At 74.2% G+C, this 12,703-nt stretch carries 16 protein-coding genes; 15 read left to right on the top strand and 1 reads right to left on the bottom strand.

Going from position 1 to position 12,703, the window contains the following annotated elements:
- Positions 1-535 (top strand): zinc-binding dehydrogenase (locus tag NH602_RS06920; RefSeq protein ID WP_253067343.1); only part of this gene is annotated, 535 nt, incomplete at its 5' end.
- Here NH602_RS06920 and NH602_RS06915 read toward each other — a convergent pair.
- Positions 484-1,224 (bottom strand): SDR family NAD(P)-dependent oxidoreductase, encoded by a 741-nt coding sequence (locus NH602_RS06915; RefSeq protein WP_253067342.1) that lies wholly within the window; start codon positions 1,222-1,224, stop codon positions 484-486. The genes NH602_RS06920 and NH602_RS06915 overlap by 52 nt on opposite strands.
- 52 nt (positions 1,225-1,276) lie before the next feature.
- Between NH602_RS06915 and NH602_RS06910 the strand changes: the two genes are divergently transcribed.
- From NH602_RS06910 to NH602_RS06845, 14 genes are all read left to right on the top strand, one after another.
- A complete protein-coding gene (locus NH602_RS06910; protein WP_253067341.1) occupies positions 1,277-1,990 on the top strand; it encodes a nitroreductase family protein in 714 nt (237 codons plus the stop codon).
- 57 nt (positions 1,991-2,047) lie between these two features.
- Positions 2,048-2,836: an enoyl-CoA hydratase/isomerase family protein gene (locus NH602_RS06905; RefSeq protein WP_073577283.1), complete on the top strand. Its 789-nt coding sequence runs from the start codon at positions 2,048-2,050 to the stop codon at positions 2,834-2,836.
- A gap of 91 nt (positions 2,837-2,927) precedes the next feature.
- Positions 2,928-3,947, top strand: a complete 1,020-nt coding sequence (locus NH602_RS06900) for a phosphotransferase family protein (RefSeq protein WP_253067340.1) — start codon at positions 2,928-2,930, stop codon at positions 3,945-3,947.
- Positions 3,944-4,726, top strand: a complete 783-nt coding sequence (locus tag NH602_RS06895; RefSeq protein ID WP_253067339.1) for an SDR family NAD(P)-dependent oxidoreductase — start codon at positions 3,944-3,946, stop codon at positions 4,724-4,726. The genes NH602_RS06900 and NH602_RS06895 overlap by 4 nt, the downstream gene beginning before the upstream one ends.
- Positions 4,723-5,961, top strand: a complete 1,239-nt coding sequence (locus NH602_RS06890) for an acyl-CoA dehydrogenase family protein (protein WP_073577329.1) — start codon at positions 4,723-4,725, stop codon at positions 5,959-5,961. Before NH602_RS06895 ends, NH602_RS06890 begins: the two co-directional genes overlap by 4 nt.
- A complete protein-coding gene (locus NH602_RS06885) occupies positions 5,958-6,770 on the top strand; it encodes an SDR family NAD(P)-dependent oxidoreductase (RefSeq protein ID WP_073577285.1) in 813 nt (270 codons plus the stop codon). The genes NH602_RS06890 and NH602_RS06885 overlap by 4 nt, the downstream gene beginning before the upstream one ends.
- Positions 6,767-7,180, top strand: coding sequence for a Zn-ribbon domain-containing OB-fold protein (locus NH602_RS06880; RefSeq protein ID WP_073577286.1), 414 nt, complete (start codon positions 6,767-6,769; stop codon positions 7,178-7,180). The genes NH602_RS06885 and NH602_RS06880 overlap by 4 nt, the downstream gene beginning before the upstream one ends.
- Positions 7,177-8,322: a thiolase family protein gene (locus NH602_RS06875; RefSeq protein ID WP_073577287.1), complete on the top strand. Its 1,146-nt coding sequence runs from the start codon at positions 7,177-7,179 to the stop codon at positions 8,320-8,322. The genes NH602_RS06880 and NH602_RS06875 overlap by 4 nt, the downstream gene beginning before the upstream one ends.
- A gap of 12 nt (positions 8,323-8,334) precedes the next feature.
- Complete coding sequence (locus NH602_RS06870; protein ID WP_253067338.1) at positions 8,335-9,645, top strand: acyl-CoA dehydrogenase family protein; 1,311 nt, start codon at positions 8,335-8,337, stop codon at positions 9,643-9,645.
- Positions 9,642-10,784: an acyl-CoA dehydrogenase family protein gene (locus NH602_RS06865; RefSeq protein ID WP_253067337.1), complete on the top strand. Its 1,143-nt coding sequence runs from the start codon at positions 9,642-9,644 to the stop codon at positions 10,782-10,784. Before NH602_RS06870 ends, NH602_RS06865 begins: the two co-directional genes overlap by 4 nt.
- Before the next feature lie 62 nt (positions 10,785-10,846).
- Positions 10,847-11,488: a TetR/AcrR family transcriptional regulator gene (locus NH602_RS06860; RefSeq protein ID WP_253067336.1), complete on the top strand. Its 642-nt coding sequence runs from the start codon at positions 10,847-10,849 to the stop codon at positions 11,486-11,488.
- 117 nt (positions 11,489-11,605) lie between these two features.
- On the top strand, positions 11,606-11,971 hold the full coding sequence (locus tag NH602_RS06855) for a nuclear transport factor 2 family protein (RefSeq protein WP_073577291.1): 366 nt from the start codon (positions 11,606-11,608) through the stop codon (positions 11,969-11,971).
- Positions 11,968-12,345: a hypothetical protein gene (locus NH602_RS06850; protein ID WP_073577292.1), complete on the top strand. Its 378-nt coding sequence runs from the start codon at positions 11,968-11,970 to the stop codon at positions 12,343-12,345. The genes NH602_RS06855 and NH602_RS06850 overlap by 4 nt, the downstream gene beginning before the upstream one ends.
- Before the next feature lie 37 nt (positions 12,346-12,382).
- Entirely contained in the window at positions 12,383-12,703 is a 321-nt protein-coding gene (locus tag NH602_RS06845) for an EthD domain-containing protein (RefSeq protein WP_073577293.1), read from the top strand.

Raw genomic sequence — 12,703 nt, 5'->3', positions numbered from 1 at the left:
CCTGACCGGCGCCCGGGTCGTGGCGGTGGACACCCGCGCCGCGGCGCTCGACCTCGCCCGCGAGTGCGGCGCACACGCCGTCTGCGGGCCGGCCGAGGTGGCCTCCGTGGTGGACGTCGTCTCCGACGGGCGCGGCGCCGACGTCGTGCTGGACTTCGTCGGCGCCCAGACGACCCTGGACGGGGCCGGGCCGCTGCTGCGCACCGCGGGCGAGCTGGTGGTCGTCGGCGGGGCGGGTGGCGTGCTGCCGGTGAGCAAGCCGGGGCCGCTGCCGTCCGGGGCCCGGCTGCGCCTGCCGTTCTGGGGGTCGCGCGACGAGCTGGTCACGACCGTCGGTCTGGCCCGGGAGGGCCGGATCCGCTCCCGGACGACCACCTACCCGCTCTCCGACGTGGCCCGCGCGCTGGACGACCTGCGCGCCGGGCGGGTGCTCGGGCGGGCCGTGCTCGTGCCCGACCGGCCCGGGCCGGACCCCGCCACCGGTCAGCGGGCCGACCACCCGCCGTCGACCACCAGCTCCGACCCGGTCGTGTAGCCGGCCTCGCGGCTCAGCAGGAACGCGACCGCGGCGGCGACCTCCTCCGGCCGCCCCAACCGACCCATCGGGGTGTTCGCCAGCATCGCCCGGTGCCGGTCGGTGCCGGCGAAGCGACCGAGGAGTTGGTCGGTGCCGACGAAGCCGGGGACGACCGCGTTGACCCGCACCCCGGCCGCGGCCCAGTGCAGAGCGGCGTTGCGGGTCATCGACCGGACCGCCCCCTTGGCCGCGGCGTAGGCGAAGCTGTTGCCGAGGCCGCCCGTGGTGCCCAGGATCGACCCCACGTTGACGATCGAGCCCCCGCCGGACCGCTCGATGACCGGCCCGCAGTACCGCATGCCCAGCCACGTGCCGAGCTGGTCGACGGCCACCACCTCGTCCCACCGCGTGCGGGACTCGTCGACCACGGTGCCCGGGCTGCCGATCCCGGCGTTGTTCACCAGCCCGGTGAGCGGCCCCGCGCCGGCCACGACGCGCTCCCAGTCGCTCTCCGAGGAGACGTCGAGCGCCGCCGTCCGGGTCCGGCCGCCCAGACGCCCGGCGAGCGCGATGCAGCCGGCCTCGTCGACGTCGGTCAGCACGACCTCCGCACCCTCGCCGACCAGCCGTTCGGCGACGGCCGCGCCGAGACCACCGGTCGCCCCGGTCAGCAGCACCGTCGAGCCCTCGAACCGACGCTCGGTCATCCGTTCCCTCCACACACTTGACACACAACCTGAACTGATATTGGTTCAAGGTATGCTCATCGACGAGGCACTGTCCACCACCCGAGCCGTGCGCCGGAGGCTGGACGCCACGCGCGACGTCCCGGTCGCACTCGTCCGGGAGTGCGTCGAGCTGGCGATGCAGGCCCCGGCCGGGTCGGCGGTGGCCCGGTCGCGGTTCGTGGTGGTCCGGGACCCGGAGCGGCGGCGTGCGGTCGCCCGGATCTACTCCGAGGTCTACCGCGACAGCTACCGGGAGTCGGCCGGGTACATCGGCCGGGTCTCCCGCGCCGACCCCGCCGAACAGCGGATGCAGGAGCGGACCGCGCGCTCGGCCGACGCCCTCGAGCGCGCCCTGCACGAGGTCGGGACGATCGTGATCGGCTGCCTGGACGGGGCACGACTGGACGGTGCGGCGGCGATGACGAGCAGCTCGCTGCTCGGCGGGGTGCTCCCGGCGATGTGGAGCTTCATGCTGGCCGCCCGCGCCCGCGGCCTCGGCACCTGCTGGACGACGATGCACCTGGCCCGAGAACGGGACGTCGCCGAGATCCTGGACATCCCCTTCGAACGGGTGCAACAGGTCTGCCTCACGCCGCTGGCGTTCACCGTCGGAACCGACTTCCGGCCGGCCGTCCGCCCCGGACCCGACGAGGTCGTGCACTGGGACGGCTGGAACACGGGCCGATCAGGTCCGGAACCGGTCCGAGGGCTGCTGGACCCCGACCGGCCGGACCCGACCCCTTGACACGACCGGATCGGTCACGCAACCTTAACTGAGTTCAATTCAACTACGGAGGACGGCATGACGGTCGAGGACGACATCCAGTTCGAGCGTGACGGTCACGTGGCGCGGATCTGGCTCAACCGCCCCCACAAGCGCAACTGCATCACGGTCCCGATGCTGCACCGGCTCGACGAGATCATCACCGAGATCGAGGCGGACCCGGAGCTGCGGGTGGCCGTCGTGCGCGGGCGCGGCAACACCTTCTCCTCCGGCTTCGACCTCGACAGCCTGCAGGCGGACTTCATCGGGACGAGCACCGCGATGGACGTCGCCGTCGTCTCGGCGAAGGTCTGCGACCGGCTCTACAACATGTCCACGCCGTCGGTGGCGGTCCTGGAGGGCTACGTCACCGCGGGCGGGTTCGAGGTCATGATCTCGTGCGACTTCGCGATCGCCGAGGACACCGCGCAGATCGGTGACTTCCACATCCGCCGCGCCCTGTTCGGCGGCGCCGGCCCGATCTACCGGCTGCCGCGGATGCTCGGCATCCGCAAGACCAAGGAGCTGATGCTCACCGGCAAGCTGCTCAGCGGCACCGAGGCCGCCGACTTCGACCTGGTGAACGCCAGCGCTCCCGCGGACGAGCTCGACGCGACCGTGGAGGAGTTCATCAGCCACCTGACGGACAAGAGCCCGTTCCAGATGAAGCTGACCAAGATGGCGGTCGACCGCGGCCTCGACGCCGACATCGCGTCCCTCATGGTGCTCGAGCACCTCGCGGTCGGCGTCACCCTGAACTCCGACGACGCCGCCGAGGGCGTCGCCGCGTTCCTGGAGAAGCGCGAGCCCAAGTGGACGGGCCGCTGACCCGCACGCGAGTGGTGTCGGCGGTCCGGCGCACCGCGCTGGTCGTCGGCGCCCGTGTCCCGGTGGACCGACCTCGAGGAGGAGGACAGCGATGCCCCGGACCCACACCCCGGCGGACGCCGATCCGCAGCTCGCCGCCCGGGTGCGCGCCGAGCTCGGCGCGGGCGCCGCAGGCCCCCTGACGGCGCTCGAGGGCGGCCGCTCGGGCCTGACCTACCGCATCGACGCCGGCGGGATGCCGCTGGTGGTCAAGGCGGTGCCGCCCGGCCGCGAACCGGTCGGGCGCCACGACGTCCTGCGCCAGTCCCACGTGCTCTCGGCGCTGGCCGGCAGCGGGGTACCGGTGCCGGCCGTCGTCGCCCGCGGCGACGAGGCACCGGCCTGGTTCGCGATGGAGTTCGCGCAGGGTACGGCGTCCGAGCCCGTCCTCGAGCCGTCCGACACCGATCACGTGCTCGGCCGGCTGCGGATGCTCGCGGCCGCGCGTGTCCTCGGGGCGCTGCACGCCGTCCCGGTCGACCGGCTCGTCGCGGGGGTCGTCCGGGCCGGCGGCGTCCGGCCCGAGGTCGCCGGGCCGGCCGACGAGCTCGCCCGCTGGACGCGGACGATGCACGCGGTCCCGGCCGGGATCCGCCCGGGAGCGGCGGAGCTCCTCGAACGGCTCGCCGCGACCGTGCCCGAGCCCGCTCCCCCGGTGCTCGTGCACGGCGACTTCCGGCTCGGCAACCTCCTGTGCACCGGCACCACGCCCACCGCGCTGGTGGACTGGGAGATCTGGGGGCTGGGCGACCCGCGCGTCGACCTCGGCTGGTTCGGGGTGTTCACCGACGGCGCGCTGTTCCCGGGCGTCGGCGGTGTCGTCTCGGGCCTCCCGGACGAGGACGAGCTCGACGACGCCTACCGGGCCGCCCGCGGCGACGACGGCGGCACCGCCGCCGGCACGACCTGGTTCCGCGCGCTCGGGCGGCTGAAGATGGCCGCGATCATGGGGCACAACCTGCGCCGGCACCGCGAGGGCCGCCACCACGACCCGGTCCAGGAGCAGCTGCCGCCCACGATCCGTGCGCTCATCGGCTCGGCCGCCGCCCTGCTCGACCGGAGCCCGTCGTGACCGCCGAGGGCCGGGCCCCCGCCCCGGCGGAGCTGTTCGACCTGACCGGCCGGACCGCCGTCGTCACCGGGGCGTCCTCCGGGCTGGGCGCACGGTTCGCGCGCGTGCTCTCCGCGGCGGGCGCGACCGTCGTCGTCGCCGCGCGGCGGGCCGGGCGCCTGGCCGAGGTCGCCGACGGCGACGACCGCCTGCACCCGGTGGTCGCCGACGTCGCCGACGGGGCCGACCGGGAGAACCTGATCGAGGCGGCGCGGGCGCTCGGCTCGGGGACGGTCGACGTCCTGGTCAACAACGCCGGCGTCGAGGGCTCCGGCCCGCCGGCCGAGGAGACCGCCGCCGGTTTCGCCGGGGTGCTGGACACCAACCTCGTCGCCCCCTTCCACCTGTCCCAGCTCGCCGCCCGGCACCCGGGGTCGGACGGCCTGTCCATCGTGAACATCGGCTCGGTGCTCGGGCTCGTGTCGGCCGCGCCGCTCGGCGGTGCGAGCTACGCCGCCTCCAAGGCCGGGCTCCTCGGGCTCACCCGCGAGCTCGCCGGCCACTGGGGCCGCGACCGGGTCCGGGTCAACGCGCTGGCCCCGGGCTGGTTCGCGACCGAGATGAACACCGACCTGTTCGCCGACGAGCGGTCCGTCCGCTGGATCGGGAGGAACACGATGCTGCGACGTCCAGGACGTCTGCACGAGCTCGACACCGCCCTGCTGTTCCTGGCGACGCCGGCGAGCTCCTACCTGACCGGTCAGGTCCTGACCGTCGACGGGGGGTGGACCGCCCGATGACGCCGACCGCCCCGCCGAGCCGCGCGGAGCTCGAGGAGTTCCGTCGTACCGCCCGCGCCTGGGTCGCCGGGCACCTGCCCCCGCGCCGCGAGCGCCACGACCGCTCGGTGGCCGTGTTCCACGATCTGCCGCACGAGCAGGAACGGGCCCTGATCGCACGCGTCCAGGACTGGACGCGGACCCGGTACGACGCCGGGTACGGCGCCCTGACCTGGGCGGTCGAGGACGGCGGCGCCGGGCTCAGCGACCTGCACGAGGAGGTGTTCGCCGAGGTCGAGCGCGAGTTCGAGACCCCGGGCCAGCACGAGCTCACCTCGGTCAGCACCGCACTCGTCGCCCCGACCGTGCGCCTGTTCGGCACGCCGGCCCAGCGCGAGCTGCTGGTCACCCCGCTGCTGCGCGGCGACGAGCTGGCCTGCCAGCTGTTCTCCGAGCCCTCGGCGGGCTCCGACCTCGCCGGGCTCGGCACCCGGGCCGTCCGCGAGGGCGACGGCTGGGTCGTCAACGGGCAGAAGGTCTGGAGCTCGGGGGCGCAGTTCGCCGGCTGGGGCGAGCTGATCTGCCGTACCGACCCCGACGCCGTCAAGCACCGCGGCCTCACCGCGTTCCTGCTCCCGATGGACACCCCCGGCGTCGAGGTCCGGCCGCTGCGCCAGATGTCGGGCGGGACGTCGTTCTGCGAGGTGTTCCTCGACGACGTCCGCATCCCCGACACGCTGCGCCTCGGCGAGGTCGGCGGCGGGTGGGGCGTCACCCTGGCCACCCTGGGTTTCGAACGCGGCCACTCGGGCGCGAACGCCGACCTCGGCGGCGGGTTCGCCGACCTGCTCGGCGACGCGCGGGCGCTGGGCCGGACCGACGATCCCGACGTCCGCCGGATCCTCGGCGAGGTCTGGGTCGCCGAGCGGATCGCCGAGCTCTCCGCCCAGCGCGACCGCGAGGCCCGGCTGGCCGGCACCGACGTCGGAGCCGTCGGCTCGCTGCGCAAGCTCGTCTGGGCCCAGCGGCTGGCGCTCGTGTCCGACGCCGCCGCGCAGGTCCTCGGCCCGAGGCTGGTCGCCGACGCCGGGGACGGCACCCACCGCTGGGTGGAGCACGTGCTCGGCGCACCGGGCTACCGGATCGCCGGGGGCTCCGACGAGGTGCAACGCACGATCATCGCCGAGCGGCTGCTCGGCCTCCCGCCGGAACCCCGCGCCGACCGCGGCGTGGCATGGAAGGACGTCCCCCGATGAGCACCACCGCGACGGGCAGCACCGTCACCGAGGCCGTCGCACGGGCCCGCGCCGCAGGCGCCCCGCTGACCGGGCGGAGGGCGCTGGTCACCGGCGGCTCACGCGGCCTGGGCCGGGAGATCGCCATCGCGTTCGCCGCCGCGGGTGCGGACGTCGCGATCGTCTCCCGGAAGAAGGACGCCTGCACCGGGCTGGCCGCCGAGCTGGCCGAGGCCACCGGGCGGCGGGTGACCGGGCACGGCGCGCACGTCGGCGAGTGGGACCGGCTGGACGGTCTGCTCGACGAGGTCGAGGACGGCCTCGGGCCGGTCGACGTCCTGGTCAACAACGCCGGGATCGCGCCGGTGTACCCGAGCCTGCACGGCGTCACCGAGGAGCTGTTCGACAAGATCGTCTCGGTCAACCTCAAGGGCCCGTTCCGGATGATGGCCGTCGCCGGCAGGCGGATGGCCGCACGGGGCGGCGGCGCGATGCTGAACATCTCCTCCATGGCCTCGGGCCGCCCCACCGCCGGCGACCTCCCCTACGCCGCGGCCAAGGCTGCGCTCAACACGCTCACCGCGGGGTTCGCCCAGGAGTACGGCCCGACGGTCCGGGTCAACACCATCGTGGCCGGGCCGTTCCGCACCGACATCAGCGCCTCCTGGGACATGGCGGCCGTCGACGAGATGGCCCGGAGCTGGCCGTCGCGGCGGGTCGGCGAGCCGTCCGAGATCGTGGGCGCCGCGCTCTACCTGTGCGGGCCCACGGCGAGCTACACGACGGGCAGCCTGCTGGCCGTCGACGGCGGACGGCTGGCCGCGCCGTGACGTTCGTGGACGACGGGCTGCTGACCGACACCCCCGACGGCCCGGCGCTGCTGGGCAGCCGGTGCACCGACTGCGGGGCCCACACCTTCCCCCGCCAGACCGGCTGCCCGCGCTGCTCCGGCGCCCGGATGGCCGACGTGCCGCTGCACCGCACGGGGACCCTGTGGACCTGGACCGTGCAGGGGTTCCGCCCCAAGCCGCCCTACACCGGGACCGCGGGCCACGAGCCCTACGGCGTCGGCTACGTCGAGCTCGACGGGCAGCTGCTGGTCGAGGCCCGCCTCACCGAGTCCGACCCGGCCCGGCTGCGGATCGGCATGCCGATGGAGCTCGCGATCGTCCCGTTCCGGCAGGCCGACGACGGACCGACGCACACCTTCGCCTTCGCCCCCGCGGGAGACCTCTCATGACCGGAGTCGCGATCATCGGGGCCGGGATGCACCGGTTCGGCCGCACCGAGGGCGTCCCGGGGCGGGCGCAGGCCGTGCACGCCGCGCGCGCGGCGCTCGCCGACGCCGGCCTCCGGTTCTCCGACATGGGTTTCGGCTTCGGGGGCTCGCACTCGGCCGGCGACGCCGACACCCTCGTGTCCGAGCTCGGGCTCACCGGCCTGCCGTTCATCAACGTCCACAACGGCTGCGCGACCGGTGGCTCCGCGCTGATCGCCGCCCAGGCCGCGATCGCCTCCGGGGCGCACGACCTCGGCATCGTCATCGGCTTCGACAAGCACCCCCGGGGCGCGTTCGACACCGACCCGGCCGACCACGGCATCGGCTCCTGGTACGGCGAGACCGGGCTCATGGTGACCACCCAGTTCTTCGGGATGAAGATCCAGCGCTACCTGCACGAGCACGACATGGAGCCGGACCTGCTCGCCCTGGTCGCGGAGAAGGCGTTCCGCAACGGGGCCGCCAACCCGATGGCCTGGCGCAGGAAGGAGCTCGACGCGGCCGAGATCGCCGCCTCGACGATGATCTCCGACCCGCTAACCCAGTACATGTACTGCTCGCCGGGCGAGGGTGCGGTCGCGCTGGTGCTGTGCCGGGCCGACCGGGCCCGCGAGCACACCGACCGCCCGGTGTTCCTGCGCGGCGCGGCGTTCCGCAGCCGGCGCTACGGCTCGTTCGAGGTCTTCTCCCCGTGGCTGGCGACCGACCGCGCCGACTCCCCCACCGTCGAGGCCGCCCGTGCCGTGTTCGAGCAGGCCGGCATCGCCCCGTCCGAGGTGGACCTCGCGCAGGTGCAGGACACCGAGTCCGGGGCCGAGCTGATGCACATGGCCGAGACCGGGCTGTGCGCCGACGGCGAGCAGGACGAGCTCATCCGGTCCGGGGCGACCGCGGTCGACGGCCGGCTGCCGGTCAACACCGACGGCGGCTGCCTGGCCAACGGGGAGCCGATCGGGGCGTCGGGCCTGCGGCAGGTGCACGAGAACGTGCTGCAGCTGCGCGGCGAGGCCGGCCCCCGACAGGTCCCGGGCGGGCCGCGGGTCGGGTTCACACACGTCTACGGGGCACCGGGCATCTCCGCCTGCACGGTGCTCACACGCTGAGGAGGACCAGGTATGTCGTGGGGTTTCGAGTCCGACGAGGCATGGCAGGCCGAGCTCGACTGGGTCGAGACGTTCGTGCGGGAGCAGGTCGAGCCCGTCGACCAGGTGGTCGAGCACGCGTGGAACCCGCGTGACCCGGTCCGCAACGCGCTGATCAGACCGCTGCAGCAGCAGGTCCGGGAGCGCAAGCTGTGGGCCTGCCACCTCGGTCCGGAGCTCGGCGGCGAGGGCTACGGGCAGCTGCGTCTCGCCCTGCTGAACGAGAAGCTGGGCCGGACCCACTCCGGACCCGTCGTGTTCGGCTGCCAGGCCCCGGACTCGGGCAACGCCGAGATCCTCGCGCACTACGGCACCGACCACCTGAAGCGGACCTACCTCGACCCGCTGGTCGAGGGCGACATCGTGTCCTGCTTCTCGATGACCGAGCCGCACGGCGGGTCCGACCCGACCGGGTTCCGGACCACCGCCCGGCTCGACGGCGACGAGTGGGTGGTCAACGGCGAGAAGTGGTTCTCCAGCCACGCCCTGTTCGCCGAGTTCCTCATCGTGATGGCGGTGACCGAGCCGGACGCGCCGCCGCACCGGTCGATGTCGATGTTCGTGGTCCCGGCCGACGCGCCGGGCCTGGAACGGGTGCGCGACGTGTCGGTGTGGGGACACGACGAGCCGGTCGGCACCCACCAGTACCTGCGCTACACCGACGTGCGGGTACCGGCCGAGAACCTGCTCGGCGGGCGGGGCGAGGGGTTCGCCGTCGCCCAGACCCGGCTCGGCGGCGGCCGCATCCACCACGCGATGCGCACCGTCGGTCTGGTGCAGTCGGCCTTCGAGATGATGAAGCGCCGTGCGGTGTCGCGCAGCAGCAAGGGCACGCGCCTGGCGGACAAGCAGCTGGTCCAGGAGATGATCGCCGACTCGTGGATCCAGCTCGAGCAGTTCCGGCTGCTCGTGCTGCGCACCGCGTGGCGGATCGACCGCTACGACGACTACAAGCGGGTCCGGGCCGACATCTCGGCGGTCAAGGCCGCGATGCCGAAGGTCCTCGCCGACATCGCCGGGCGGGCCATCCAGATCCACGGGTCGCTGGGGATCTCCCAGGAGCTCCCGTTCGGCAAGTGGGTCATGGAGTCGTTCCACATGGGACTGGCCGACGGAGCCACCGAGGTCCACAAGATCAACCTCGCGCAGGCGCTGCTGCGCGGGACCGAGCCCGACGACGGCCTCTTCCCGCCCTACATCCGCCCGACGCTGCAAGCCCGGGCCCGCGAGCGCTTCGCCGACGTGCTCGCCGAGGTCGCCGACGACGCCGAGCCCGTCCGATGACCGCGGCGCCGACCCCGGCCCCGGCCCGGGCTCCGACCCCGACCCTGACCCCCGACGGTGACGCCGAGGCGCTGCGGGAGGTCGTCCGCGACTTCCTCGCCCGCCACGGCGACGCCGACGGGGTCCTGCACGGCCGCCCGGCCGGCCCCGAGGAGCGGCGGACGGTCTGGCGGCGGTTCGCCGGGGAGCTCGGCGCCGCGGGCCTCGACGTCCCGGAGCGCCTCGGCGGTGCCGGCGCGGGGTTCCGCGAGGTCGCCGTCGTCGCCGAGGAGATGGGCCGCTCGCTGGCCCGCCTCCCCTGGTTGTCGACGTCGGTGACGGCGCTGGGTGTGCTGGCCGGGACCGGCGAGGACGAGCTGATCGGGCGGCTGGTGTCGGGCGGGACGACGGCGGCCGTCGCGGTGCACGACGCGTCGGCCGACGCCCCGGCGCGGGCCGTCCGGACCCCGGACGGCTGGCGGGTGACCGGTCGCAAGGACCTGGTCGTCGACGGGGCCGAGGCCGACGTCCTGCTGGTCGCCGCGTGCTCGCCGGACGGGCCGGTCGTGCTCGCGGTCGACGCCGGGTCCCCCGGGACCACGGCCGCCGGGGTCCGCGCGCTCGATCCGACCCGGCCGCTCGCCGAGGTCGGTCTGGACGAGAGCCCGGCCCGGCTCGTCGCGGGCCCCGACACCGCCGCCGCGGTCCTGTCCAGGGCCCGTCACCGCACCCTCGCCGCGCTGGCCTGCGAGCAGACCGGCGGGACCGGCGCGGCCCTGGACATGGCCGTGCGGCACGCGTGCGACCGCGTGCAGTTCGGCCGGCCGATCGGGACCTTCCAGGCGGTGAAGCACCGGTGCTCGGACATGCTGGTCCAGCTCGAGGCGGCCCGGTCGGCGTCGCTCTGGGCGGCGGCCTGCGCGGCGGACGACGAGGCCGCCCTCCCGATCGCCGCCCGCACCGCCGCGCTGGTCTGCGGCCGGGCGTACACGTGGGTGGCGGCCGAGAACGTCCAGGTGCACGGTGGCATCGGGTTCAGCTGGGAGCATCCGGCCCACCTGCACGTCCGGCGGGCCGCGACCAGCCGGGTGCTGCCGGACGGCGAGCCCGCCGGCGCCGCGGCCCTGCTCGACGAGGTGCTCGGTGCCGCGCGGACGTGACCCGAAGCCGGTTCGGGCGAACGGCTACGCTGGCGCGACCGCCACGCGAAAGGGGCCCGACGATGAGCATCGCCGCGCTCACCGAGCCCGACGACGGTCCCCGCTCGAAGCGGCCGGCCATCCTCGCGGCCGCCGTCGAGTGTTTCGGGGAGGTCGGCTTCGAGGCCACCCGGTGGTCCGAGGTCGCCACCCGGGTGGGCATCGGCCAGCCCGCGCTCTACCACTACTTCGAGTCCAAGACGCACTGCCTGCTGACGATCATGCGGCTGGGCCTGCGCAACTCCGACGAGGCGTTCCGGGCCGCGGTCGCCGAGTCGTCGACGGCGCACGACGGGTTGCGCGCGGCGGTGCGGGCGGCCTTCGAGGTCCCACCGCAGGAGGTGCAGCAGAACCGGATCCTGCAGGCGAACATCGCGCTGCTGGCCGGTCGCCGCTCCTCGGAGCGGGAGGAGGCCGAGCGCCAGGCGTGCCGCAAGCTCGTGGCGCGCATCGAACGCAACTGGGCCGACCTCGTGCAGCACGGCATCGACCGGGGCGAGTTCGCCCGGCACGACCCGCTGATGATGGCGCGCAGCCTGCTCGGCCTGGTCGTGAGCGTCTGGCGGTGGTACCGCCCGGACGGCTCGCTGGAGCTGCCGGCGATCGCCGGGTTCATCGGGGGCTGTTGCGTCCGCATGGTCGACGAGGGGCCCTCCGGGTCCTGAGGCCGAGCACCGGCCGACGGTCTTGTCCCGCCCGGGACCGGGCCGTATGGTCGTACTGAACTGAATTCAAGTCATTGCTTCGCTGCATCACATCCCCTCGTCGGAGAGGACGGTCGCATGGTCATCGTCGACTACTACTCCCGGTTGGACGGGGCCGAGCCGCTCAGCGGGCTCGACCTGGTCGAGCCGGACATCGAGTTCCTGATCGCGCTCCCGGGCGGGGAGGTGACGGGGTCCGGGCGTGCCGACCTCGCCGCCTACATCTCCGGTCGTCCACCCGTCGGACGCCGTCACGGGGTGCTCCGGAGTTCGGTCGACGGCGACCTCGAGATGGTGTACGGCGTCGTGACCGAACAGGACGGTCGCCGGACCGGGGCGTTCTCCGGGGTCGCGCTCGTCTCACCGGGCGGGTTGATCTCCCGCTACCAGGTCTTCTTCCACCCGAGCTTCTCCCTGTATCCGCAGCCGGAGGTGGCGGCGTGAGCGCAGCGACTCGGAGCGTGCTGTCCCGCTGGTTCGGCACCATCGACTCCGACACCCCGGAGCGGATCCTCGACCTGATCGCACCGGGGTTCCGGTTCTCGATCGTGTTCGGCACCGGCGGCGGGGCCGCCACCGACTTCCACGGTGGGCGCGCCGAGCTGGAGGGCTACCTCGACCAGCGCGAGAAGGGCGTACTGACCCACCACGTCCTGTCCGAGGCCGTCGTCGGCCGGGACGAGCTGGTCCTCGGCCAGGCCCGGCGCGCCGGCGCCTTCGAGTCGACCTTCGTCGCCTCGGCCCGGCTCGACGCCGACGACCGGGTCGCGGCCCTGATGATCGGTCGCTCGCCGCAGCTGGACATCGAGTCGATCTGAGCCGGCGGCACCGCCGGCCATTGCGCAAGGAGGCGTCATGTTCAATCTCGTCCTGCTCGCCGCTCGTCCACCGGAGTGGACCCACGACGAGTTCATCACCTGGTGGCGCGGCGAGCACGCGGAGATGACCTACCCGCTGCCCGGCCTGCGCGCGTGGCGCCACACGGCCGTGAGCAGCGCACTGGAGGAACGCTCCGAGGGTTGGGACGGGTTGTCGGTCCTGAGCTTCGACGACGAGGAGTCGGCCCGGGCGGCCCTCGCCAGCGACGAGTGGAAGGCCGCCGTGGCACACGTCGGGTCCATGCGGGGCAGGCGGATCGCCCTGCTCGGCGACGAGCGCGAGATGGTGCAGGGCTGA

This window comes from Pseudonocardia sp. McavD-2-B (assembly GCF_024124365.1).
GTDB lineage: Bacteria > Actinomycetota > Actinomycetes > Mycobacteriales > Pseudonocardiaceae > Pseudonocardia > Pseudonocardia alni.
The sequence above is the reverse complement of the archived record's forward strand: the minus strand, read 5'-3'. Positions and strand labels throughout refer to the sequence as shown.

Coding starts and splice junctions, on each gene's coding strand:
- NH602_RS06915 (WP_253067342.1), bottom strand. CDS start 1,224: ATGACCGAGCGTCGGTTCGAGGGCTCGACGGTGCTGCTGACCGGGGCG.
- NH602_RS06910 (WP_253067341.1), top strand. CDS start 1,277: ATGCTCATCGACGAGGCACTGTCCACCACCCGAGCCGTGCGCCGGAGG.
- NH602_RS06905 (WP_073577283.1), top strand. CDS start 2,048: ATGACGGTCGAGGACGACATCCAGTTCGAGCGTGACGGTCACGTGGCG.
- NH602_RS06900 (WP_253067340.1), top strand. CDS start 2,928: ATGCCCCGGACCCACACCCCGGCGGACGCCGATCCGCAGCTCGCCGCC.
- NH602_RS06890 (WP_073577329.1), top strand. CDS start 4,723: ATGACGCCGACCGCCCCGCCGAGCCGCGCGGAGCTCGAGGAGTTCCGT.
- NH602_RS06885 (WP_073577285.1), top strand. CDS start 5,958: ATGAGCACCACCGCGACGGGCAGCACCGTCACCGAGGCCGTCGCACGG.
- NH602_RS06875 (WP_073577287.1), top strand. CDS start 7,177: ATGACCGGAGTCGCGATCATCGGGGCCGGGATGCACCGGTTCGGCCGC.
- NH602_RS06870 (WP_253067338.1), top strand. CDS start 8,335: ATGTCGTGGGGTTTCGAGTCCGACGAGGCATGGCAGGCCGAGCTCGAC.
- NH602_RS06865 (WP_253067337.1), top strand. CDS start 9,642: ATGACCGCGGCGCCGACCCCGGCCCCGGCCCGGGCTCCGACCCCGACC.
- NH602_RS06860 (WP_253067336.1), top strand. CDS start 10,847: ATGAGCATCGCCGCGCTCACCGAGCCCGACGACGGTCCCCGCTCGAAG.
- NH602_RS06855 (WP_073577291.1), top strand. CDS start 11,606: ATGGTCATCGTCGACTACTACTCCCGGTTGGACGGGGCCGAGCCGCTC.
- NH602_RS06845 (WP_073577293.1), top strand. CDS start 12,383: ATGTTCAATCTCGTCCTGCTCGCCGCTCGTCCACCGGAGTGGACCCAC.